Annotated in this window: 11 protein-coding genes and 14 pseudogenes; 12 read left to right on the top strand and 13 right to left on the bottom strand. The window is 59.8% G+C overall.

Annotation, left to right across the window (positions count from 1 at the left end; all coding sequences use genetic code 11):
* Positions 1–8: 8 nt before the first annotated feature.
* From AC0V7N_RS37780 to AC0V7N_RS37755, 6 genes and pseudogenes are all read right to left on the bottom strand, one after another.
* Positions 9–1,712: pseudogene (locus tag AC0V7N_RS37780) on the bottom strand (ABC transporter ATP-binding protein); the annotation flags it as partial.
* Positions 1,705–2,589: an ABC transporter permease subunit gene (locus tag AC0V7N_RS37775; protein WP_496628104.1), complete on the bottom strand. Its 885-nt coding sequence runs from the start codon at positions 2,587–2,589 to the stop codon at positions 1,705–1,707. The gene AC0V7N_RS37775 and the pseudogene AC0V7N_RS37780, both read right to left, overlap by 8 nt.
* Positions 2,586–3,476, bottom strand: a complete 891-nt coding sequence (locus AC0V7N_RS37770) for an ABC transporter permease subunit (RefSeq protein ID WP_496628103.1) — start codon at positions 3,474–3,476, stop codon at positions 2,586–2,588. Before AC0V7N_RS37770 ends, AC0V7N_RS37775 begins: the two co-directional genes overlap by 4 nt.
* Before the next feature lie 132 nt (positions 3,477–3,608).
* Complete coding sequence (locus AC0V7N_RS37765; RefSeq protein WP_496628441.1) at positions 3,609–5,270, bottom strand: ABC transporter substrate-binding protein; 1,662 nt, start codon at positions 5,268–5,270, stop codon at positions 3,609–3,611.
* Between the two features lie 1,106 nt (positions 5,271–6,376).
* The gene (locus AC0V7N_RS37760; RefSeq protein WP_496628102.1) at positions 6,377–7,513 is read right to left on the bottom strand and encodes a serine hydrolase; all 1,137 of its coding nucleotides are present in this window, start codon (positions 7,511–7,513) and stop codon (positions 6,377–6,379) included.
* Between the two features lie 63 nt (positions 7,514–7,576).
* Positions 7,577–7,840: a hypothetical protein gene (locus AC0V7N_RS37755; RefSeq protein WP_496628101.1), complete on the bottom strand. Its 264-nt coding sequence runs from the start codon at positions 7,838–7,840 to the stop codon at positions 7,577–7,579.
* 551 nt (positions 7,841–8,391) lie between these two features.
* Here AC0V7N_RS37755 and AC0V7N_RS37750 point away from each other — a divergent pair.
* The 6 genes and pseudogenes from AC0V7N_RS37750 to AC0V7N_RS37725 form a co-directional block, all read left to right on the top strand.
* Positions 8,392–8,623, top strand: a pseudogene (locus AC0V7N_RS37750) (transposase); the annotation flags it as partial.
* A gap of 145 nt (positions 8,624–8,768) precedes the next feature.
* Positions 8,769–8,993: pseudogene (locus AC0V7N_RS37745) on the top strand (helix-turn-helix domain-containing protein); the annotation flags it as partial.
* 78 nt (positions 8,994–9,071) lie between these two features.
* A complete protein-coding gene (locus tag AC0V7N_RS37740; RefSeq protein ID WP_496628100.1) occupies positions 9,072–9,893 on the top strand; it encodes an IS5 family transposase in 822 nt (273 codons plus the stop codon).
* Between the two features lie 29 nt (positions 9,894–9,922).
* A pseudogene (gene istA / locus AC0V7N_RS37735) lies at positions 9,923–10,853 on the top strand (IS21 family transposase); the annotation flags it as partial.
* On the top strand, positions 10,850–11,731 hold the full coding sequence (istB, locus tag AC0V7N_RS37730) for an IS21-like element helper ATPase IstB (protein ID WP_496628099.1): 882 nt from the start codon (positions 10,850–10,852) through the stop codon (positions 11,729–11,731). The pseudogene istA and the gene istB, both read left to right, overlap by 4 nt.
* Positions 11,732–11,857: 126 nt before the next feature.
* A pseudogene (locus tag AC0V7N_RS37725) lies at positions 11,858–12,036 on the top strand (IS6 family transposase); the annotation flags it as partial.
* An 88-nt stretch (positions 12,037–12,124) separates the two neighbouring features.
* Here the strand turns inward: AC0V7N_RS37725 and AC0V7N_RS37720 are convergent.
* A complete protein-coding gene (locus tag AC0V7N_RS37720; protein WP_496628098.1) occupies positions 12,125–13,060 on the bottom strand; it encodes a 3-hydroxyacyl-CoA dehydrogenase NAD-binding domain-containing protein in 936 nt (311 codons plus the stop codon).
* Between the two features lie 704 nt (positions 13,061–13,764).
* Here AC0V7N_RS37720 and AC0V7N_RS37715 point away from each other — a divergent pair.
* A pseudogene (locus tag AC0V7N_RS37715) lies at positions 13,765–14,265 on the top strand (helix-turn-helix domain-containing protein); the annotation flags it as partial.
* Positions 14,266–14,738: 473 nt separating this feature from the next.
* Here the strand turns inward: AC0V7N_RS37715 and AC0V7N_RS37710 are convergent.
* The 3 genes and pseudogenes from AC0V7N_RS37710 to AC0V7N_RS37700 form a co-directional block, all read right to left on the bottom strand.
* Positions 14,739–15,434: pseudogene (locus AC0V7N_RS37710) on the bottom strand (IS110 family RNA-guided transposase); the annotation flags it as partial.
* A gap of 30 nt (positions 15,435–15,464) precedes the next feature.
* Positions 15,465–17,096, bottom strand: a complete 1,632-nt coding sequence (locus tag AC0V7N_RS37705) for an IS66 family transposase (protein WP_496628097.1) — start codon at positions 17,094–17,096, stop codon at positions 15,465–15,467.
* A gap of 58 nt (positions 17,097–17,154) precedes the next feature.
* Positions 17,155–17,589 (bottom strand): annotated as a pseudogene (locus tag AC0V7N_RS37700) (IS110 family transposase); the annotation flags it as partial.
* Positions 17,590–17,694: 105 nt separating this feature from the next.
* On the opposite strand from AC0V7N_RS37700, the pseudogene AC0V7N_RS37695 reads away from it, so the two are divergent.
* Both AC0V7N_RS37695 and AC0V7N_RS37690 read left to right on the top strand, forming a co-directional pair.
* Positions 17,695–18,771, top strand: a pseudogene (locus AC0V7N_RS37695) (IS110 family RNA-guided transposase); the annotation flags it as partial.
* A 302-nt stretch (positions 18,772–19,073) separates the two neighbouring features.
* A complete protein-coding gene (locus AC0V7N_RS37690) occupies positions 19,074–19,223 on the top strand; it encodes a hypothetical protein (protein ID WP_496628452.1) in 150 nt (49 codons plus the stop codon).
* Between the two features lie 225 nt (positions 19,224–19,448).
* Here AC0V7N_RS37690 and AC0V7N_RS37685 read toward each other — a convergent pair.
* Positions 19,449–19,700 (bottom strand): annotated as a pseudogene (locus AC0V7N_RS37685) (IS110 family transposase); the annotation flags it as partial.
* Between AC0V7N_RS37685 and AC0V7N_RS37680 the strand changes: the two are divergent.
* Positions 19,698–19,892 (top strand): annotated as a pseudogene (locus tag AC0V7N_RS37680) (IS630 family transposase); the annotation flags it as partial. The pseudogenes AC0V7N_RS37685 and AC0V7N_RS37680 sit on opposite strands and share 3 nt — an antisense overlap.
* A 352-nt stretch (positions 19,893–20,244) precedes the next feature.
* The gene (locus AC0V7N_RS37675) at positions 20,245–21,231 is read left to right on the top strand and encodes an autoinducer binding domain-containing protein (RefSeq protein WP_496628096.1); all 987 of its coding nucleotides are present in this window, start codon (positions 20,245–20,247) and stop codon (positions 21,229–21,231) included.
* Between the two features lie 85 nt (positions 21,232–21,316).
* Here AC0V7N_RS37675 and AC0V7N_RS37670 read toward each other — a convergent pair.
* A pseudogene (locus AC0V7N_RS37670) lies at positions 21,317–21,656 on the bottom strand (transposase); the annotation flags it as partial.
* Positions 21,657–21,714: 58 nt separating this feature from the next.
* Between AC0V7N_RS37670 and AC0V7N_RS37665 the strand changes: the two are divergent.
* Positions 21,715–21,903: pseudogene (locus AC0V7N_RS37665) on the top strand (IS630 family transposase); the annotation flags it as partial.
* A 570-nt stretch (positions 21,904–22,473) separates the two neighbouring features.
* Here the strand turns inward: AC0V7N_RS37665 and AC0V7N_RS37660 are convergent.
* Positions 22,474–23,493 (bottom strand): annotated as a pseudogene (locus AC0V7N_RS37660) (IS110 family RNA-guided transposase).
* Positions 23,494–23,595 lie beyond the last annotated feature (102 nt).

Genomic DNA, 23,595 nt, shown 5'->3' with positions numbered 1-23,595 from the left:
CCGGCCGAGATAAGCACGGCGATCTTGTCCGAGAGGTAACGCACCACGGCAAGATCATGCGAGATGAAGATGTAGCTGACGTCTTCCTTCGACTGCAGGTCGGCGAGCAGGTTGAGAATGGCCGCCTGCACCGACACGTCGAGCGCCGATGTCGGCTCGTCGCAGACGACGATGCGCGGCTCACCGGCGAAGGCGCGCGCAATGGCGACTCGCTGCTTCAGGCCGCCTGACAGCTGACGCGGCTTGACGGCCAGATGCCGTTCGGTGAGGCGGACCGACCGAACGAGGTCGTCGAGGCGCGCCTCCTGCGCCTTGCCGGAGAGGCCGGACAGCCGCTTCAATGCGCGGTTGAGGATGTGCCGGATCGAATGCGAGCGGTTGAGCGCCGAATCCGGGTTCTGGAAGACGATCTGCATCGCCTTGATTTGGTCGTCGCTGCGGTTCTCCAGGCGCGGAGCCAGCGGCTTACCCTCGAGCTCGATGGTGCCGCCGTCATCGGGCGGCACCAGGCCGAGCAGCAGCCTGGCGAATGTCGTTTTGCCGCTGCCGGACTCGCCGACCAGCCCCAGCGTTTCGCCTGGCCTCAGATCGAGCGACACGTCCTTCACGGCGCGCAAGTGGCTGGCATAGGTTTTGTTCAGTCCCGCGACGCGCAGCACGGGTGCCGCCGCCGGCTTTGGTGCAGGCGCCACATCGCTGGGTGTGGCACGCGGCAGGGCCTGTGCCTTGTCGTGATGGAAGCAACGCGATAGGCGCCTGCCTCGCTCGTCACTCAGATCGTAGGGCGGCGGCAACTCGGTGCGGCAGCGATCGTCGGCAAGCGCACAGCGGTCGGCGAAGGCACAGCCCTTGATGTCAGCGCCAATGCCCGGCAGGAAGCCCGGGATGGTGTCGAGGCGGCCCTGGTCCTTGCGCTGGCCGCCACGCGGTAGGCAGCGCAGCAGGGCCACGGTGTAGGGATGGCACGGATCGTTGAACACAACCTCTGTCGGCCCTTCCTCGACCAGCATGCCGGCGTAGAGAACGCCGACCCGGTCGCACATGTTGGAGACGACGGCGAGGTTGTGGCTGATGAACAGGATCGAGGCCGACAGTTCTTGCCTGAGCTGTGCGATCAGGTCGAGCACTTCGGCTTCCACGGTCGCATCGAGGCCGGTGGTCGGCTCGTCGAGGATCAGCATCGAGGGATTGTTGGCCAGCGCCATGGCGATCGCCACGCGTTGCTGCATGCCGCCTGAGAGCTGGTGTGGGTATCGTTGCATGACGCTGGTCGGGTCGGAAATGCGCACCCGGTTCAGCATGGCGATTGCCTTCTCGGTCGCCGCCTGCCCCGAAACGCCACCAAGCTCGAAGATCTCGGTTAGCTGGCGGCCGATGCGCAGAGACGGGTTCAGCGCCTTGCCGGGGTCCTGATACACCATCGACACGCTTTCGGCGCGCGCGCGCCGAAGGGCCTCGGCATCGAGCTTCATGACGTTCTGGCCGTCCAGCGAGATGGCGCCGCCCGTGATCGAGCCGTTCCGTGGGAGATAGCGCACGACGGTGAGGGCGACGGTGGACTTGCCGCAGCCGGATTCGCCAACCAGCCCGTAGGCTTCGCCTTGGCCGATGGTGAGGCTGAGATTGCGCAGCACCGCCCGGTTGAGACCGCCGACGCGATAAGCCACCGAGAGATCGTGCAGTTCGAGCGCGTCGGCGGCCTTCTCAGTCATTGAGCGCCCCTTGCACGCCATCGGTCACCAGATTGACGCCGATCACCAGCGAGGCGATGGCGAGCGCGTCGAACAGCACCGTCCACCAGAAACCACCGCCGATCATGCCGTAATTGTTGGAGATAGAGAGCCCCCAGTCGGGCGAGGGCGGTTGGATACCGAAGCCCATGAAGGAGAGGGTGGCGACCGCGAAAATGGCATAGCCGAGCCGCACGGTCGTCTCGACCAGGATCGGCGGGATGACGTTCGGCAGGATCTCGACGAACATCGTATGCAGCGCACTTTCATGCCTGAGCTGTGCTGCCGCGACATAATCGAGTTCGCGCTCGGCCAGCACCGCGGAGCGCACCGTGCGCGCGATGATCGGCGCGAAGCTCAGGCCGATGACGACGATGACCGTCGTCTTGGATGTGCCGAGCGCCACGATGGCCAAAAGCGCGACGATGACCACCGGGATCGCCATGAAGGCTTCGAGGATGCGGCTGACGACATCGTCGACGAGGCCGCGAAAATAGCCGGTGAGCAGGCCGAGCGCCGTGCCGGCCACGGTCGCCAGCAAGGTTGCCAGCGGGGCGACGGTCAAGATGTCGCGCGAGCCGACGATGACGCGCGAGAAGACGTCGCGGCCGATCTGGTCGGTGCCGAACCAGTGCTGCGCCGAAGGCGGCGCCAGCGCGTTGATGATGTCGTCGGCGAGCGGGTCGTAAGGCGCGAAATGCTCGCCGAACAGTGCGCAGGCGACCCAGAACAGCACGATGCCGAGGCCGATGAGGAACGTGCCGGACCGCAGCAGCGAGAAAAGGACCTCTGCCCAGGGCCCGCGCCGTGCGGTCGTGTCCGGGGCCGGCATGCCGGCGGGAGCGTCGGTGGTGCTCATTGGTCTGTCCCTAGCCGGATACGCGGATTGAGCACGGAGTAGAGAAAGTCGGCGGCCAGTGTTGCCACGGCATAGACGATGCCGATGGTCAGGGTTCCCGATTCCAGCATCGGGAAATCCTTGCCGCGCGCGGCGGTGACGATCAGCGATCCGATGCCCTGGTAGCGAAACAGCGTCTCGATGACGACGAGACCGCCGATGAGATAGCCGGTCTGCGTCGCGATCACGGTGATGGTCGGCAGCAGCGCATTGCGCAGCACATGGCGCCAGATCACGGTGCGCCAGGGGAGGCCCTTCAGCACGGCCGTTCGTGTGTAATCGGAATCGAGTGCCTCGATCATGCCGGAGCGTGCCATGCGGGCGATGTAGCCGAACAGCACCAGGAACAGCGGCAGCGAAGGCAGGATGAGATAATAGAGCTGAGTGAAGAAGCCAGCATTGCGCGGCCATGCCGCCGATATCGGCAGCCAGCGCAGCCAGACGCCGAAGATCAGGACTAGGATGATGCCGGTGACGAATTCGGGCAGCACCGTCACTGACAGGCCGCCAAGGCTGATGATGCGATCGAGCGGCCGGTTGAGATTGAGTGCTGCAACGACGCCACCAAGAATGCCGATCGGCACAACCAGCACGAAGGCGACCGCCGCGAGCTTGATCGAGTTGCCGAGCGCGTCGATGACGAAGGGCGCCACCGGTGAGCGGAAGATATAGGACGTGCCCAGGTCGCCCTGCACGAAGTTCCAGATCCAGGTCGCATATTGGGTGAGCAGCGGGCGATCGACACCGAGCGTGTGATTGAGCGTATCGACCGCGCGCTGGTCGGCGAACGGTCCCGATATGGCGCGCCCGACATTGCCGGGCAGCACTTGGCCGCCCAGAAACACCATGACGCTGAGCAGGAACAGTGTGACGAGGGATAGAGCCAGGCGCCGGACAAGGAAGGAGAGAATGGCTTATACTCCGCGTGGAGTCAGCCCCGGTGAGGAGCTGGCTGTTAGACGATTGGCTTCGCTTTCGGTTCAGGCCTTCGACGCTTTATCGAGGAAAAGTTGCCCGATGGCCGTCGGCTGCGCGCCGGTTACGCCTTTGGCTGTGGCCACCAGCCAGTCGCCGAAATAGCCGAAGATGACCGGCGTTTCCTCGAGCAGCAGGTTCTGGATCTTGCCGGCGGTGGCCTTCTGCGCGTCGAGATCGAGAGCCGCGATGTAGCTGGACACGAGTGTGTCGTAATCCTTGTTTTTGAAATGCGCGGCGTTCCACGTGCCTTCGCTCTTCAGCGGTGCTGCTAGCAACACGTTTGGCACGCCGCGGTGGCCGTAGGTGGTGATGCCCATCACCGAATCCAGCCAGTTCGATTTGCCGAACACCGCATCGCCATAATAGGCGTCCGAGTTGAGGAGGCTGAGCTCGAGCTCTACACCGATCTCCTTGACCCAGTTCTGGATGAGCTGTGCGTACTCCGGGATTTCGCCATAGCGCTCGGTGGTCAGCGTCATCTTGAAGCCATTGCCTGCCCCCGCCGCTTCCATGAACTGCTTGGCCTGCGCAATATCCTGCTTGCGCTGCGGCACGCTCGCGTCGGTCGAGGGGTAGACTGGAGCGAACGGGCTGTCGTTGCCGGGTGAACCGTGGCCCTTCATCAAACCGGCGACCAGCTTGTCGCGGTCGAGGCAGAGCGCGATGGCGCGGCGCACGCGCGGATCCTTGAACGGATCGGAGTCGCAGCGCATGTGCAGTTGGCTAGTCCCGGACGACTTGAGGCTGATTATGTCGAAGTTCGGGTCGTTGAGCAGGCCAATGCCGCGTAGCGCCGACACGCCGTTCACAATGTCCACCTGCCCTGCCTGGAGTGCTAGGATCTGCGACTGTTCATCGGCAAAGAAAGTAAACTCGGTGCGACTAGGCAGTGCCTCGCCCCAGTAATCCTCGTTACGCACAAAAGATGCACCGACCTTTGGCGTGTATTTCTCCAGCTTGAACGGGCCGGTGCCGTCGAAGCTCTTCTCGTAGTCACCCTTGTAGCTAACAGGCAGAATGATGGCGTTGTAGTTGTCGGACGACAGCATGTAGGGAAAGTTGCCGTTAGGCGCGTCAATGTGGAACTCTACGGTGTAGTCGTCGACTTTCTTGGTCGCGCCCTTCTGTAAGACGCCCTTGAAAACGGACAGCGCATTGGACGAGCCGGCCGGGTCGGCCAGCCGGTCGATGGTAGCCACCACGTCGTCGGCCTTCATCTCGCCGCCGCTGTGAAATTTCACCCCCTTACGCAGTTTGAAGGTCCAAACCGTGCCAGTATCGTTAGGTTTCCAGCTCTCGGCCAGTTGCGGACGAAGCACTAGGTCGGGGCCGTCGACGCAGAGATATTCTCCGACCTGCTGCAATAGCATATAGCCACCACCGTCGGAGACGGTCACTGGATCGATCGTAGCAGTCGGTGAGTAGATGGCGACGCGAATGGTTGCGCCGGGCGAGCCCTGGGCGCGAGCAGGCGACGGCATCCCACCGAAGCCCATGGCCGCGGTTACGCCGCTCAGCAGCGGTAGCGACAGGCCAAGCAGGCTGCCATGGCGGATGAACTCGCGGCGAGTCACGCGGCCGTCGACCAATCCGTCGATAAGGTGGTTTTCATGCGGCGAACGATTGCGCCGGATGAGATCGAGAATGCGATAGTTCCTATTCATGGGTGATATACCCTTTCCCCTGTTTTTTTGCTGGCGAATGATTGACGAGATTCGTACGGTTCTGCCTTCCCCGGCCGACAACGAGAGCTGTCGAAGGAGATGCTAGCACACGGTCTCACCCGGTCCGTCTGTTGCTGGCGGCAAAAGGGCTAACCACGAGAAAGACCTTAGTTTTCCCGAGGCGGAAATCCGATGCTTGATAAAGCTGCGACCGCATTGACAGCATCACCCTCCGACTTTTTTTGGATATTAGCAGCAGGGGCAAAGTAGGGGTTGCTGAAGATTGCCTCCAAAACGAAAATCTTTTCTGAGCTCGACTTTGTCCATTCATGCCGGATAGCAGAGCGCGTGAGCCATACGCAGACAACGATATGACGGGGTCGTCATCGCGCTGCGCTCCAACACCCACTGATTCTCGGACCATTGAAATCCATCCGTACTCCGGCTTGCGCTTTTTCTCGCCATGCGAGTTCAGGCCGAAAGCCACTGGTGCTTAATGGAACTCGCTGCCTGTCCGGTCAAACGGTGCCACTCCAAGGACCTGCTCTTCGTAAGAAGCAAGAATTACGGCCCTTTGAGTTGACCCTCGACGTTATTTTCAAGACGTGCGGTGTCCACGATCAGGTTAATGCGTCGGCATCACCATCGAGTTGCCTAAGACGCAACCGTCAACTAAAGATGACGAGATGAGAAAGTCCGATCGCATCGATTACCGTATTCTTAATGTACTCCAGAGAGGTTTCGCACTGCGGAGAAGGTCGACACGAAATATTGCAATGTGCGGGCACGAGATCGTGACTGCGCGAATTGCAACTTCGCCAAAAAAGAGGCTGTCGCCGAAGCATGTTCGACGACAGCCAACCTGCCCTGGGAGGGCGGGGGACCGGGGTAACGCTCATTGATCGTGTTTTAGTGAGGAGAACGTTGCCCGTCATTATGGGACAGTTGCACGTTCTGACACCGTGACGAGCAGCGCTCCGACGCCAGCCCCTGCTCAGGCCACCTTGGCGGAATAGCCGTGAGCAGCCTTCACCCAGCCCGGTGAAGACGGCAAAGCGTCTAGCGCAACTAGAGCAACGTCGAATTTTCGCCTGCCGGCGACCAGTTCATTTTCCCGCGACAAGATCGGCCATCATCTTCATCAAAGCCGCGCCAAGTTCGTAATCGCTGCCGGCTTTGTTCTCTAAAACGCTGAGGTAGACCACGACGGTGCCGGTGTCAGGATTCGCTAGCATATACTGCCCACCCCAGCCACTATGTCCGAACAACGTTCCGTCGGTGTACGTTTGACGACTATAATGAAGCCAGTCGAATGGCTTTGCCATGGAAGGGCCCGGATTACGACGGGTCTCTTCGATGAAGGCGGCATCGCCGACGCGGCGGCCATCGATACCCGCGCCATTACGCGCGAAGAGCAGGCCGTAGCGCGCGAAATCGCGCGCGGTAAGGCAGGCGCCACCGCTGACCGACGGCACACCTTCGCGGTCGCAAGTGATATGGAAGCATCCTTCGATGCCGGCCGCCTCGACGATCTCGATCAGCCACTCGCGCAGCGGCCGGCCGCTGGCGCGCTCGATGATCCAACCGAGGACATCAGTGTTTGCTGACTTATACAGCGCCTCGCCGCTGCGATTCACGAGATCGTCTCCGGTAACGCCGCAGAGAAAGGAGCGGGTCGTCCCTTCCTTCTGACCCTCCAGCGGCAGGCGCCAGCCGATGGCGGCACTCATGTCGAAGACCGAAGTGTAGGGGTCGAAGTCGTCCTCGCTGAAGTCGTTGACGACGTTCATGTCTGCGACGGCCTTGACTGTCGCCTCAGCGTAGCCTGTACCGATCTCCGGCAGATAGGCGCCTACTCGCTCGCCGAGATCGACGAGGCCGTCGGCGACCGCGCGACCGAGCATGAGGTTGAGCGTCGTCTTGGTGATAGACATGATGGTATGCGGCTTCTCGGGCCCGAAGTCCGGCGCATAGGCCTCGTAAAGGACGCGATCGTCGCGCACCACGACGAAGGCCGAAAAATGCGGCATGGCGAGGAAACGTGCGACGTCGGGACGCTCGCCGATGGTCCAGTCGATCTCCTTTCTCAGTGGCAGGACGCGGGGCGCGCGCAGCGATATCGCGTAGCGCATGGTGGTGTGAAGGTTATGGAACCCGCGGCGGCGGTGGTCGGGCAACATCCAGCGCGCCTTGTCGTCGAACAGGGTGATCAAGTCAGGATTGGCGATCGAGGGGACAGTCATGCGGTGGACCTTTACAAGTTCGGGTTGTTAGGTGGGATTCATGAGGAGTGCGCAGTACGGACCTCACCAACAAGTGCGCCAGGCCAATTCGATCGATTGCATACTCAAAGCTGATGACGATGCCAAAGTTGCCCAAGTAGGCCTCAGAAAGAGACCAGTATCCGCGCCCGCGACAGTGCCAGCATCTTCATAGAACTCGATCACGGCGTTGATACGCGGATTGACTTGGTCGTGCGCCTCGCGGGCTAGCTGCGTCAATGCCATGGGCGTCACTTCGAGCGAGGCCAAACCGGTGGCATCGTACTCTACGTATTCGCTCAGTCTCATTTCGTCCGCCTTGCGGTGGGATGCTCCCATGAGCCATCCGAGTTGTTCTTGGTGAAAACGACTTGGTAGACAGCTTTGGCGACATCGATGGCACCGTCATCAAGAAGTGGCCCCCAATCATTGATCCCACCGATCGTAAAAGGTAGCACTTGAATCGTTATCTACCGCACGCCTTTGGAGAGCGCATTTTTCGACGTCAGTACGGCTCATGCCTTTTCTCGGCAGCGCCGCATTGCCATTTGGAACCGCTGATCGCTTCCAGGATGCACCTTGCGACTACGCTGGTTTTTCAGAAGCTACCCCCGTCTCCATCATAGCTCGCCGCCCGCCAAATCTTGTTAAGGCTGATGTTAGCATCGCAGGTTATGGAAGTGTTGCTGATTTACGCCCAGTCTGAGAAAACTCTTACTGAAGAGAAACAAAGAGCCGAAAATAATTTTGTGGAGCCAAGCGCCTCAGCGCGCTGTTAGCCGCGGCTGATGGCTAAGACCGTTTTGGAAATCGTCTGGCTATGGGTTCCGTCTGAGGCTTGGTTATGATTCAAGCTTTGGATGTGGACAGAGCAGAGCCGTGCGCGGATGGCCCAGATTGCCAAGAAGACCAAGCGCTACCCATCTGATTTGACCGGACGAAGAGTGGGAGCAGTTCGCACCGCTGATGCCCAAGCCTGGCCGTCGCGGCCGTCCGCGCGAGGTTGATTTCCGGGAGGTGGTCAACGCCGTGCGCTACCTGGTCCGCTCCGGTTGCGGTTGGCGGATGCTGCCGATCCGTTTCGGCCCTTGGTGTCGATACCGGATCAATACTCCCCAGAAGTGCCGTTTGAATCTTCCTCAGTTTAGCGTTGCCGCCGGTCTTCCGGGGCGCGCCCCGGAAGACCGGCGGCGCGTCATCACCGATACTGCTCTCGATGGTCGAGAGGGGAATGGCGGTGATCAAACTCGGGGAGATAATCATGATTTTAGATTTACACCGGCAAGGGATGTCGGTGTCTGCGATCGCCAGGCAGACCGGCGTCGATCGAAAGACAATCCGCAAATACATCGAGCGTGGCCTTGAGGCCCCTGCCTATGGACCAAGGAAGCCGCGGGCGACGGTGATTGATCCATTCACCGCCTATCTGCGTGAACGGGTTGCTGCCTATCCCGGCCTTAGTGTCTGACCCGAAAAGAAGTTGGGTGATATCAATGACTTGTGATTCAGTCGGTGTTGCGAAGCATCGACGGAGAGGCACATGTGGACCGATATCACCCGGGCGAAGCATGCCCGGAAAGGGTTGCGATATTCAAGCGATTTGACGGATATGGAATGGGCGGTTCTCGATCCGGTCATTCCGTCTCCGTCACGCCTAGGGCGTCCGCCCAAATGGTCACGGCGGGAGATCATGAATGGACTGTTCTACGTGCTGCGCAGTGGTTTGCCGTGGCGGATGCTGCCCAAGGACTTGCCTCCGGTGTCGACGCTGCAGCGCTATTTCTACGCTTGGCGCGACTGCGGTCTTTGGAGCACGATCAATCACCTGCTGCTCATGAGTGTGCGTCTGGCCGCCGGTCGCCAAGCCTCACCCAGCGCCGGTGTGATCGACAGCCAAAGCGTGAAAACCACGGAGAGTGGCGGGCCTTGCGGATATGACGCGGGCAAGAAGATCAAAGGCCGCAAGCGCCATATCCTGACCGACACCCTGGGCCTGCTGGTCGGCGCGGTCGTCCATACCGCCGATATCCAGGACCGCGACGGCGCCCCCGATGTCCTGCTCTCCATTCGAGCCAGCTTCCCCTGGCTGCGCCACGTCTTTGCCGATGGCGGCTACGCCGGTGAAAAACTCAAGGCCGCGCTCAAGGGGAAAGGCGACTGGAACGTCGAAATCATCAAACGATCCGACACCGCCAAGGGCTACGAAGTGCTTCCGCGTCGTTGGGTGGTCGAGCGCTCCTTCGCCTGGTTCGGACGCAACCGACGCCTTGCCAAGGACTTCGAAGCTACCATTGAAAGCTCAACCGATTGGCTCTTGATGGCCTCCGCTCAACTCATGACGCGCAGGCTGGCAAACCCTTGATTGGCTTCAGAAACATTATGAGTCAGACACTTAGCGGTCGGCGGCTCTTGCGAGAGCTGAAGGATCGTGGGTATGCCGGGGGCTACACTACCGTCACGGACTTTCTCAGAGACGTTCGTCCGACCTCAGAACCCGGCTTTGAAGTTCGGTTCGATAGCTCCCGGCGAACAGGCCCAGGTGGATTTCGCCCAATTCCATGTCGTCTTCACCGACGAGCCGGCAACCCCGAGGATCGTCTGGCTGTTTTCTATGGTGCTGGGCTATAGCCGTCTCATCTGGGCGCGCTTTGCTATGCATCAGGATCTGCCGACGGTCCTGCGATGCCACGCGGCGGCGTTCGATGCGATCGGCGGCGTTCCGCGCGAGATCCTTTACGACCGAATGAAGACCGCGGTCATCGGCGAAGGCGAAACGGGCGGCATTGTTTATAACCGTGCTCTGCTCGATCTCGCCCGCCATTTCGGCTTTCATCCAAAGGCCTGCAAACCATATCGCGCCATTGTCGTTGCCAATCCGCGCGTACACGCCACAACGCAGCGCGTCGTCATGGAAGCCTTCGCTGAAGAGCGCCTTCATCTGCGTCCCTTGCCGCTGGCTCCGTTCCGATCGGTTCTGCGGCTTGAGCGCAGGATATCCCGAGAGGGCATGGTCAGTGTCGGTGGAAACGCATACAGCGTGCCCGACGCCACCAGAAGGCGGCTTGTCGAAGTTCACACCTTGGCCAATGAGGTTCGAATCTTCGAAGACGGTGCGCTGATTGCTGTGCATCCGGTGTTGGAAGGTCGCCATCAGCGCCGCGTCGAACCAGGGCACAGAACCCTTCGCTCACCGCCGCGATCGCGATCGCACGTTAACAATGACGAGATCATTCTTCATGGATCCGGGGACCGGGTCACACAGCGGCCGCTCGCCTTCTACGACGCCGTCGCCAGAGCCATGGCACAGGAGAACCGCCCATGAGCGCCGCTCTCGATTCCGTGCCGTCGATGATCGACCGCATTCGCCATGACCTGGTCGGCTTGAAGATGCCACGTGCCCTTGAAGCACTCGACCATATTGTCCGCCGTCTGGAGCATGGCGAGCTGTCGGCACTCGAAGCGATCGACATTCTCCTTTCCGAAGAGCTGACCCTACGGGAGAACAGCCGTATAAAGACGGCGCTGCGGATGGGTCGGCTGGCAACCATCAAAACGCTCGCCGGCTTCGATTTCTCTTTCCAGCCCTCCCTCGATCGCGATCGGATCTTCACACTCGCGCAACTGGGTTTCGTCGAAAGGCACGAGGCCGCCCATTTCCTCGGGCCGCCGGGAACTGGCAAAAGCCATCTGGCTATCGCGCTCGGCGTCGAAGCTGTCAAAGCGGGCAAGAGCGTCTACTTCTGCACCCTGGCCGATCTCATTGCAGTGCTGTCCAGGGCCGAGCGCGAGGGACGGCTGCAAGAACGCATCCGCTTCTTCTGCAGGCCAAGTCTGCTGATCGTCGACGAGATCGGTTATCTCCCGGTCATCGCCGGCGGCGGCAATCTGTTCTTCCAGCTCGTCAACGCCCGCTACGAGAAAGGGGCAATGATCCTGACGTCCAACCGCGGCTTTGCAGAATGGGGAGATGTTTTTGGCGACGCCGTGGTCGCCACCGCGCTTCTCGACAGGCTTTTGCATCATGCCGTCGTCGTTCAGATCGAAGGATCAAGCTACAGGCTGCGCCAGCATGCCGAATTGATGCCTGAACACGTCCGTTCGAAAGCCCTGATTACTCCACCGTCCTTCGCTCCACCCTCACGCCCCCGAGGGCGGCCGCCGAAAAATACCCAATTCTCCGCGTCGTCCGGGCCGGCATAATTGGGGAATTTTACTTCGGCACTTTTGGGGAAATTTCACCCGGCATTGACACCGGTAGGTGGACAGTAGTTGATCCATCCGTGCACGATAACATGGATTGGCGCGTCGCGCTTATTCATGCCTGATGACAAAAGGATCGAGCAGGAACATCGGCGCCCGACGATGCCCGGTTTCAAATCCCCAACAAGCGTTGGCATCATCCTGACCGGCATCGAAATGGTCCGCATGGTGCGCAAGCGATAGGCGAGGTACGCCTTCAATCCGAATCCTTCCCTGCCGAACAGTTAGCCGTTCTCGCCGCCTGACCAGCAACGCAACATTGAGCCGTAGCCACAAAACCACGACGACTGGGCCGTTTCTTTTCGATCGTCTCGTTGGTCATGCCAAGTCCCTTCAGCTGGCGCGCAGGGGCGCTATCGCCTTCAACATTGCGGTGATCAGGCCGTCGCGATACGCTGACAAATCTGCAGGCGTCTGGCCGTCAGCTGCTTTGGCGATGCCAGAAACCAGTTGCTTCGCAAGCTCCGGTTCCAGATGAAGGACACCAAGATCGTCCCACCAGCGATTGAAGCTGTCGGTATAGCGCTCGCAAAAGGCGGCTAAGCCACCTTCTCCCGCGCCGAGATGGAACAACATTGTCGGACCCATGGCAGCCCAACGGAGGCCTGGTCCGGCCCACATCGCCTTGTCGACGTCTTCGACGCTTGCCACGCCTGTCTTTACAAGATGAATTGCCTCGCGCCACACGGCGGCCTGCAGGCGGTTAGCCACGTGGCCGGGCACTTCGCGGTTGACCCGGATTGTGACCTTGCCGGCGCTGGCATAGAAGCGCTCGACTGTTTCAATGACGCCGTGCCCCGTCCGCTCATTGCCCATTACCTCAACCAAAGGAATGAGGTGCGGAGGATTGAAGGGATGCCCAAGGACGAAACGAGAAGGGTCCTTCCACCCGGCTTGCATTTCGCTGAGGGTCAGTCCCGAAGCGGACGTCGCCACGACTGCTTCGGGCGCTATCGCAGGCTCAACAGTGGCGTAGAGTTCATGCTTCATAGGAAGCCTCTCGGGAACGCTTTCCTGGATGAACTGGGCGCCGTCGACAGCCTTGGTCGCCGACTTATGAAAACTGACCCGGTCCGGGTTGCCGTTCCTGGCAAGGCCGAGGTCTTCTAACATGGGCCAGGCATTCTCAACGTACTTCCTGACCTGGGTTAAAGCGGAGTCTGAAACGTCAAAAACGGAGACGCTGTAGCCCGAAGCCAGGAACAACGCCGTCCAGCTCGCGCCAATGACGCCCGCACCAAGTACTGCCGTGTGATTGAGATCAGACATCTAAAATAATCCAGGTTGCAAGGGAGATGCTACGGTGAGCCCGCCATCGATGATGAAACATTGGCCGGTCACATACGATGCCTGGTCGGAAACCAACTAGGCCACGGCATTGGCAATATCCTCCGGCTCGCCAAAGTCTGCCGGCCGCATGCCTGGCGACCCCATCTGCCTCGGCTCGCTCGCGCTCGCGGCCAAAGAAAAGCCTTCTGACGCCATGCCAGTCCTGATTCCAGCCAGGGTTTGACGTTACAGCGTACCCGGAGCCCGTGATCGACTACGATGGAACCGGTCAACCCGTGTACGAACGCCCTTGAGGCGTTGTGGCCCGTGTACGAACGCCCTTGAGGCGTTGTGGCCGCCTCGCTGGAACAATCATCGGTCGCCAGCTGTATTGGGTCAAATTCAGTTTATGTATTCCAGCCATCTGATCGCGAGATTGGCCACAACGGCGCAAGGCACTACGGAACACCGCTAATCGTTGCCACCCTCAAGTGCCGCAAGCTTTGCGCTGCAAGCAAATCCGGGCTCTGTATTACCGGACCAATCGTATTAGAGAGGTCGTCAAACGGCAGACGCAGTCCAGCTCGGTAGCTCTTTCCAGTCCACCGCTGGCGCCGCTTTGCGGTGAGCCTAACCTAGTGGATTGATCGCAAAAGAGTCCGATGTTGGATTCCCATCGGTTTTCGCATGCGCGACGATCGGGCATGCGCACCGGTATTACATTTGACGTCACTGCCGCCGACAGGATCCGGCTCGAAGCCATCGTGGCAAAGCACGGTTCGCCGCAGAAGCATGCGTGGCGGGCGAAGATCATTCTGATGAGCGATGACGGCTTAAGAACTGTGGCCATTATGGAGGCTACCGGCAAATCGAAGACCTGCGTGTGGCGATGGCAGGAGCGTTTTATGGCCGAAGGCGTGGATGGCCTTTTGCGCGACAAGAGCCGCCCGCCAGGCATTGCGCCACTCGATCCCGAACTGGTCGATCAGGCGATCGCGCTGACGCTGCAAACGCCCAAGCAAGAGGCCACACGGCTCGCGGCCTCTTCGGTCGTCAAGATATGGCACGAGCATGGTCTTGCACCGCACCGCTGGCGCAGCTTCAAACTGTCGAGTGACAAGGCCTTTGCCGAGAAACTGCACGATGTCGTTGGGCTCTACGTCTCGCCGCCAGCCCATGCCATTGTTCTTTCCGTCGATGAAAAGAGATCCCATGGGGAGTGGATAGCGACCGATGCTCTGGCAGAGTGAGGTTGCTAAACCACCCACTCTGGAGGCGACCATGCAAATTATCACTGACCGATCCCAAGCGCCTACCGCTATCCGCACCGATCTTGGCGCGATCTTCGTTTCTGTGGAACTCTTATGTTCAAATGCAAGCGGCATGGCCACGACTGTTCATCCCGCCAATAATGGCTGGTCCCTGCACAGTGTAGCTAATGCGCAATGTAGGAGACAGGACCTCAAGACGACGGTTTGCAAACTCTTATACGCGGGTTGGATACCGCATTTCCGTGTGTACGCCTGGGGCTGCTTCTATCTTAGCACGGGCATCGACGTAGTCGGCCACTCAGTTCCATCGAAGATTCCCCGACCGGGGCCCTGCCTCCAACATTGAGCATCAGCAGATGATCGATCTTGTCTCCCTCTTTCTAATGCGCGCGATATGCGGCGCTTGGCTAAGCGTGGTGAGCTGGTTGCACTTCCTGACCGATAGCCCAAAGGAAGGCCCCCATTTCTCTAGCGATCGCGGTTATCGCGATGGCCTTGTGCTTCCCCGCGAGGATCATTTTTCGATAGCGAGAGCAGAGGCGGAGCTGACCTTTCCACGCTATTTCGCGAACGGTTCTCGGTAGGCCTTCCAACTGCGCTTGCTTGGTTCGACTTACCCGCGCAGGGAAGCGGTAAGCCCATGCGCCTTCGATCAGCATGCGACGGGCCCGAGAGTTCCCGGCCTTAGTGATCCCACCACGTTTGACATGTTCACCTGTCGAGCTCTCTGACGGAACGAGGCCAAGAAAGGCCATCAGCTGGCGGGGGTTTTCGAAGCGGCGGATGTCGCCAATTTCGGCAACAAAGACGACGGCGGCAATCAACGACACGCCTCGTAACGCCTGATAGGCTTCGACAACAGGAGCCATCGTCCAGGATTTGACAGTCTCCGAGATCAGATCGGTCACACGCTTTAAGCGCACCTCGGCATCCTCGATCGCCTGGCAGTATTCCTTGAGCACGATGAAGTGCGCCGGATGCTCGAACTTCAGAGTCGATATCCACCGCATATGCGCCAGCGACCAGGATGAGCGGCCCGAATAGATGCGGCCATGTCGAAGTAGGAACGACTGAAGCTGCTGACGCGCCCGCTTTTGAGCCTCTTGGGGTAACCGGGGCAGATTACCGGGCAGTCAGGCTTGAGCGGCTTGCCTAACGAGATCCGGGAGCGGCGGAATCGACTCTTGTGTTGGTATGCCGAGGCGGTCGCCGAGATAGTGGAAGAATGAGACGTCGAGCTTGATGCAGGTCTTCATCAGGCCGAGCAGGACGTCGCGGGCGTTCTTGCCTGCCTCGCTGACGGTTCCGCCGGAGATCTTGCGCTTGGTGACGAAGGTGCGGATGTCGTTTTCCGAACCATTGGTGTGGAGTGGGATCTCGGGACGATCGAGAACGCGCAGGAGTTCATGCTTGCGGCGATGCAGCCTGGCAAGAAGCCGGTCGAGCATGACGTAGCCGGTTCGTCGTTTGAACAGGCGCTCGAAGCGGGCGCGCAGGGCCGCCGCGTGGCGCGGACAAGGAGCACGCTGGTAGCTCTTGAGGTCGCGATAGAACCACCAGATCAACTGGCGCATGATGTCGACGGCCTGACGTTGATCCGGGGTCACGGGTATCAATTTGTGGACGAGCCGCTCGGCGTGGACCCAGCACAGAGCATGGTCGCCGATGCGGAACTGGCCGGCATCATCGGACACGACCACGGTATCGGCGAGAAAGCCGTGGTGGCGGATCGCTCCCCACATCGCCCCTTCGGTGGCGATCCTGACTGGGTTGGGCTCAACCGCGAGCTGGTCGAGGCCGAGTGCGGCCAGATGCGCCTGCCATGCGGCGCTGTCGGCAAATGCCTTGTGCGGCGCAACCGCCAGCCGCGCGATCACCGGACCGGCGAGGTTGCGGCCGCGCATATAGGCCAGGGCCTCTTCATTGATGAAGTAATCGCTGTGCCCGGCACGCAGCGTCGCCAGGAACGCCTCCCGTGACTTCGATCGCCCGGTGCGGAACGCGGTGAAGCGGCGATCGCCGATCTGGGTGGTGTAGCCGTCCTGGTGGGCGTGGCGCGCCGACGTATCATCGACGGTGATCCAGGGCGCCGTAGCCAGCCCGGCGCGCAGCACGTCACGGTCCTCCGCCGCGAAGGCCTCCAGGCCCTCCGAAATCAGCCGCACCACCTGGCGCTTCGAAATGTCGACCCCGATCCCGGTCAACAACGCCGTCAACCGCTCCGTCGTCACATGGCCTTGAATGTGACAGGCCAGAATGAAGCGGCGCAGGTTCGCGCCCCAGCCGCCGATGATCCCCGCCGGCAAGGGCGCCACCATCGTTTCGCCGGTCGGTGTCACCCAGCGCTCGCGGCGATAGCGCACCACCTCGGCCGACAACGCCAGATCGCGCACCAGGATCGTCTCATACCCCTTGAAGCGAGAGCCCGCAGGAGCGCTCACCGCAACCGTCACCTCGCGGCTCACGCGACCGCCGTCGCGCTTGGCGCCGCGCCGGCGGCGCTTGCCCTTGCCAGATGTCGGCTGCGTCGCCTTCTCCATGCCCGATGGCTTGGTCGGCTTGACCGGGGGACGCGGCGGCAGGTCCTTCAGCCGGGCGATCTCATCCTTCAGGGTCTGGTTCTCGGCGCGTAGCGCCTGGTTCTCGATCTCAAGGCTCTCGACCCGGCCTTGAAGACCGCGCACTTCGCCGATCAGCGCAGAAACCAGCCCGCGGAGTTCCGCGAGCGACAGGCCTTCAAGCGAATCAGTCGGTGGTAGCGTCACGCAAAGGGTGAATCACGAACGCACGCGCCTGCAAACCCCCACCGCCCGGTAATCTGCCCCGGTTACCCTCTTGGGCTGCTTCTCGGGCCCGCACGAGATCGCGCATAGCCTCATGCCCGCGGTCCGGCACCCAAACCGCTGTCAGCTCACCCGCACGATGTAACCGTGCTAAGCTGACCGCATCGCGCCGGTTGGTCTTCACTCGGTCTCCGGGACGCTTGGGAATTAGTGCCGGTGCCACCACCACACAATCATGGCCCATCTCGGTGAGCTGACGGTAGAGTTCGTAACCTGTAGGCCCTGCCTCGTAACAGAAGTGGAGCTTTGCTCCTCGCTTGGCCAGCTTTTGCACGATGGATGACACCGAGGCGGGATCTGAGGGTATGTCCCCGAAAAATCTTACCTCACCACCCCGCTCGCCATCCGCGACGGCTACAGAAATCTTCAGTTTCGAGACGTCCAGACCGACGAAAAGTCTGCTATGCTGATCCATGGTTCATCCTCGCTAAGCTTGGGGCTCGGCTTCGGCCACTCCGAAGCAACCCCCGATCTCAGCTTACGGCGAGGGTGAGCCGCCTTCACCCCGAGAACATACGGTCTCAGTAAATCGACCTGGTTGATCACTTCGCTGTCGCCGGGCGGTGAAAAGATGTCGAAGCATACGGTTCGCAGCGGTGACATCGCTGGACTATGGGCACGGTTCTCTCAGCTCAAGGACAAAGGTGCATGTCCGCACGGGGCAGATCGTTCCAATCATCGTGATTCAAGAGGCGGGCCTCGACGGCTTTTGGATCCACCGCTTGCTGCAGGACGGACGGGTCGAAAGCCACGTCGTGGACCCCGCTTCAATTGCGACGTCGCGCCGACGTCGACGGGCGAAGACTGACAAGATCGACAAGGAAGCTCTGGTGCGCGCGTTGCTGGCGTACAAGCGAGGCGAGCCGCGGGTGTGCGCCATGGTTCGAGCACCGACCCCACAAGAGGAGGATCGCCGCCGAATCTGCCGCGAGCGCAAGACGCTGACAGCGGAGCGGGTCGAGCACGTCAATCGGATCAAGGGGCTGCTCTTCGCCCAAGGCATCTCCGACTATGAGCCTTTATTGCGCAAAAGACGGGAGCGGCTTGAGGAACTCAGGACCGGTGATGGTCGTCCGCTGCCTGAGCATTTGAAGGCACAGATTGGACGCGAACTTGATCGACTCGAACTCACGCTTCAGCAGATCAAGTCCGTGGAGACTGAGCGGGATGCTATGCTCAGCCCGTCGGACGGCACGCCAGCGCCGGGAGCAATGCTAAAGAATTTGAAGGGGATTGGCCCGGAATTCGCCGGCGTCCTGTGGTCGGAGGGATTGTTCCGAACCTTTTCCAACCGACGGCAGGTTGGCCGGATTCGCGCCGACGCCCTGGCGGAGCGGATCCGTCGCGCACGAACAAAGGTGTCTCCAAAGCCGGAAACCCCCGGCTGCGAACGACCATGATCCAGCTCGCCTGGTTGTGGGTAAGGCATCAGCCCCGTTCGATTCTGACCCTGTGGTTTCAGCAGCGTGTACAGCTCAATGGTGGCCGAGTTCGGAAAGTGCTGATCGTTGCCTTGGCGCGAAAGCTGCTGATCGCCTTCTGGAAATATGTGACCGCCGGGGTTGTGCTGGATGGAGCCGAGACAACGGCCGCCTGAAAACAAACGCTTCCCCCTTTCAATCATCCGGGGCCTGATCAGCTCCGGCGGATCCAGGTGAGCGGACCGAAATTTGGCCTGGCTTAAAAAGCCGAAAAAGAGAATGGTTCCGTCCTCCTGAGCCTTCGCCCGACGCAAGCGGGATATTGGTGCGGCCGATGTTAGCGGCGACCGGATGTGAGTTTAAAGCGGCATCGGAAACGGGCCGGGTCATGCAAACGGCTCAGACCTTGGATACCGAGCAACGAGCGGAGATTTACCATCGAATCCTGATCCAAACCTCTTGACCCGCAAATCCCCATGTGGGCCAGATCCAGGCGCTCGATCGGACGCAGCCAGGACTTCCTTTGAAGAAGGGCCGCGGCGGCACGATGACCTATATGTGGACGTATATGGACCCCGCCCGATTGCAACAGGTCGGCTACATCAAGATCGTCGGTCACAACTGCTGACGTATATCCGGCTTCCTGATGCGGCTGGACAACGTCATCGCCGCGAGCCCCGATGGATTTTCGCGCGCTTCCACCTCATGGGCCCCTAGACATTGGCCGAAGCCAAGCCGGTCCACACACCAGGTTCGGGAAGCGACGGAATGACCGTTTCACCATCTCCTACCATTTTGTTGCAATTGCTGGGGTGAGACCTCCTTCTGTTATTCCTTCGTTTGCCGCTTCGCCTTAAGCTGCTTTCACCGATGGTGCGTGCTCGTAGACTGTGCCGCCCGAGAGCATGGCCCACACGATCCTCGCATTCTTGTTGGCGAGCGCGACAGCCGCGACATTGGGATGCCGCCTTTGCCGCAACTTACTAAGCCAAAGGCTTCGAGGATCCTGCTTGCCCGCTGCTTTGCCGAGCGCAGCGCGTGCGCCATGGATCATCAATGTGCGCAGATAGCGATCGCCGCGCTTGCTGATACCGAACAGGCGGGCTTCTTCGCAAAGCTCACACGACGCAGACTGAAACACGGCGTCTTCCACTCCGTCGTCGACCTGCAGGCGGCAATCAACTGCTTCATGACTTAGCACAATCACGAGCCGCGGCCATTCGTCTGGAAAGCAGAACCCGATGAGATCATTGCAGCAGTCAAACGCGGGCACCAAGCGTTGGAATCAATCCACTAGGAAGCGTGGCTTGCCAAAGCATTCACAGCACTACACACGACGTTGCCGAACTCTCGTCCCGGCGACGGGACTTCAGGAGAGGGCTGCCGTTTAGGCTCGCTCCGGAACGCTCTATCTCCTACAGCCTCCCAAACTCCCCAACTGATTTTGTCGTCAACTTTGTCGAGCTCACGACGTAGCGGCACTTGTCCGATTTGCTGCTACACCCGGTAAGCGACTGAAAGACAAAAACAATGTCTTGTTGGGACCCCTTTCTGAAAATTTGGCACGACTTTTGAAATGTCTACATTTTCTACGTTGTAGGAGTTGCCGATGATACGCATCACTCAACGAGACAAGCGAGGAAAGCAAGATGTCGGCTCTGCGTCAACTTGCCGTGGGAGCCGTGCCAGTACCGGCCGCCAAAGGCGCGCAGAGCCGTACTGTCTCACAGGCAACGGCGTGGTGCACCGGTGACAGCATGGCGCGCGATTGGCTACCCAAAAGAGGCGACGGAAGGCTCGCGGGTGACTGCGGGTTTCCTCAAGTGCGCAGACCGACCATGGGAGTTTCCGATCAGATTTCCTTGGAGCCGTCAATGCTTTTCCCAAATGTAGTCAGGGATGGGGTTGCGGTAGAGTTCAGTCGGTTTCTCGACTACTCAGATGGTGTCTCTCAGCCCAAACAGTTGTTCGACCTTTTGTCGGGTTTTGCGCTAAATTTCGACTGCACTTGGATAGCCTATGGTCCTCTTACAGCCGACCGCAAGATTTTGAAGCCAGTCCGATGCGTCTCGGAGCAGATTTTGAATTATCCTGATGAGTGGCAGGAGCGATGTCTCGAAAGGGGCTATGACAGGATAGCTCCCATAATCAAGGAGAGTCGGACGCGGGCAGGCCCCATTCGATGGGGGGAGGTGTACAGTAGCGCAAGCACGACTGCACACGAACGACGCATCTTCGACGAGGCTGCAATGTTCGGCCTAAGGTCAGGAATTGCTATTCCATTGCGCGGCCCGGATGGCAGCTTAGCGATCATGAGCTTTGTTCGGAATTGCGACCGTGAATTCCAAAATAGAACAATCACCTACCTACAACTTGCTGCGACACATTTCCATCTTAGTGTCGCTAAGATCGCAAATTCGAATTCCATCGAATTTATCCCTGAAATTTCCACAAGAGAGAAGGAATGTATTTTGTGGACATCAAGAGGGAAATCGTCATGGGAAATAGGAGTTATTTTAGGAATATCCGAAAATACTGTTAATTTCCACGTTAAGAATGTATTAAAAAAGTTGAACGCTGCAAGCAGGACGGTCGCTGTTATAAAGGCAATCCGTCTTGGAATTATCGAACTGTAAGCCACGGCGTCGAAGCAACGTAATGCTTTATCTGTCTAGTCATCTGGAAAAACAATTCGTCACATGGCAAGCTCTTCACCTATTGGATATCAACGATATCGTTATCAAAGCCGGGAAAAACGGCGCCGGTCCTTGCCGATCAGCTGCGGATCGAAACTCGACTGGCGGTCGCGCGGACCATCGATCTCAAGCTTGCCGATCTCGGTCGACACCGTCTTGCGGCCATAGCCTTACGCGCATTGCCAGCGCCAGATCGCGATCGATTTCCGCGTTCAGCGCGCTAGGTCAGAGCCTTCTCTAACGAACCCAACAGATCGCCCTGTTCGAACACGGCACTGGCTGCCCCCTCCTGCCAGAACCTGGTCGAGAAGTTCATTCGGTATCGCAGGTTCGTTGCGTCGGGAATGGGAATCCTTTTTACCCATCATTGGCCGCCCGCACACGGAATTCTTGACAGTCCCGACTCTGCGCTCCACCGTGCGAACGGGCTTCTCGCACACGACGGCCGGCAGGATCTGGACCTCCTTTGGGCTGCATCTGCACCACTCGGAGACGTTCCAGCTGTCGAGCGATCCGCTGTTCGTCGATAAGGTGCGCGACATCGTCGGGCTCTACCTGTCGCCACCCAATAGGACGCTGGCGCCCAGCGTCGACGAGAAGAGCCAGCTTCAAACGCCGATCCTCAAATCGCGCTCCGACGGCACACGGACTAGCCGCACCAGCCTCCCACGCGACGCGCAGAGCCAGGATGTGTAATGATCACAGGGGAGCACCCCCCTGCCGACCTTGCGACATCCATCTCAGGTCCACCAGAGCAGCAGGCGACGGTTTCCGTTGCCTGATGGTCGTGTGACCCCGTGAACGAATCCGCCGTCGATCAGGCCGATATCCCCTGCCTTGAACTGGAGGTCGCGTTAAGGAACGGCCTCGAGATAAGCGGCGGAATAGGGATAGCCCGTGGTCTCAACACCCTGCGACTTTCGGTCGGTGACTTTCGGCTTATGATGGGGTTGTCTTGTCGCCGTGGGGACGTCAAGTATCTTCGTTCTTGGAGATGCGTTTGCCGGGTACACGGTTGTCTTCGCGGTCGACATCGGTCGCCGCATGATGGAGCTTCGCGGGAGGAGCCTTCAATGTGGACGACGCACTTTGCTGAGTCAGCGGTGCTACCCCATCAGCGGAATGGCTCGGCCCCCGGCGGGGACGTCTCAGGCGCTCAGATCCTGAACGCTATCCGCAATTTCATGTTGTTGCTCCTGCGTTCCGATCAAAGAGCTCGCCAGTCTTGAGCATCGCATGCATCGTGACCGCCAGTTTGCGCGCTACGGCAACGGCCGCGCGTTTGAAGCCGATCCTCTCGCGGAGCTTGAGGCCCCATGTCCGCAGGGTGCTCTCGGTCGTGCTACGCGTCAGAATAACCGACGCTGCTTCGTAGAGAAGCCCTCGCAAATGGCGGTCACCGCGTCGGGATATATGGCCGTCATAATCGACTTCTCCGGATTGGTAGCGGCGCGTCGTCAGGCCGATCCAGGCGCCAACAGATCGGGACTTCTTGAAGTTGCCCGGATCTTCAATGGCAGTGGCGAAGGAGGTTGCGGTGATGGCGCCGATGCCAGGGATCGACATGAGTATGCGGCATGCCTGGCTCTGACGTGCATCTGCGACGAGCTGGCGCCCAAGCTCGGCGGCACGAATGCGAATGCCGCGCCAGGCTTCCAACATCGGCAACACGATAAGAGCAAGTTCCTTGTGATCGACAAGAAGGCCCCGAACGTTCTTCTCGAATGTGGTTCCCTAACCTGCAGGAACGAGCAACCCGAATGTCTTCATGAGCCCCCGGATCTGGTTTGAAAGCTCGGTGGTGATTCGGACCAGCCGGGTGCGAGCCGACACGAGCGTCCGGGTCAACATGCTGTCGAAACCTTTCACGCGCACCTCGCGAAAGAACCCGACTTCTGCAAGCTGCGCCAAACCATCGGCATCATTCGCATCCGTCTTATTCGCCGCCATATCGAGCGCAGCTTTGGCGTGACGGGCATCGATGCAGATTGCCGGTAATCCCTTGGCGCGTAGCGCATGATATACGGAGAGAGGCCCCGTTTCGAACACCACTCGTTTTACAGCTGGCGCCCGCTTGCGGACAAGCTCGGCAATGATGTTGGGATCAGATGCGCACTTCCCGCGCCAGATCCGTTCGCCTTCACGGCGGATCGAAACTGCCGTCTCTTTCATCGACACATCGAGACCGATATATTCTTCCATGGCTATTCTCCATTCGATGTTTGGGCCCGGCGTCAGGTCGTGAGCCCGTATTTCCATCCTATCGGGGAACAGCCACCCTCCAAGACTACGATTGATTTCTAG

Source organism: Mesorhizobium kamtschaticum, assembly GCF_056174585.1.
Note: the sequence above shows the minus strand (reverse complement) of the source record. Positions and strands in the feature narration are given on the sequence as shown.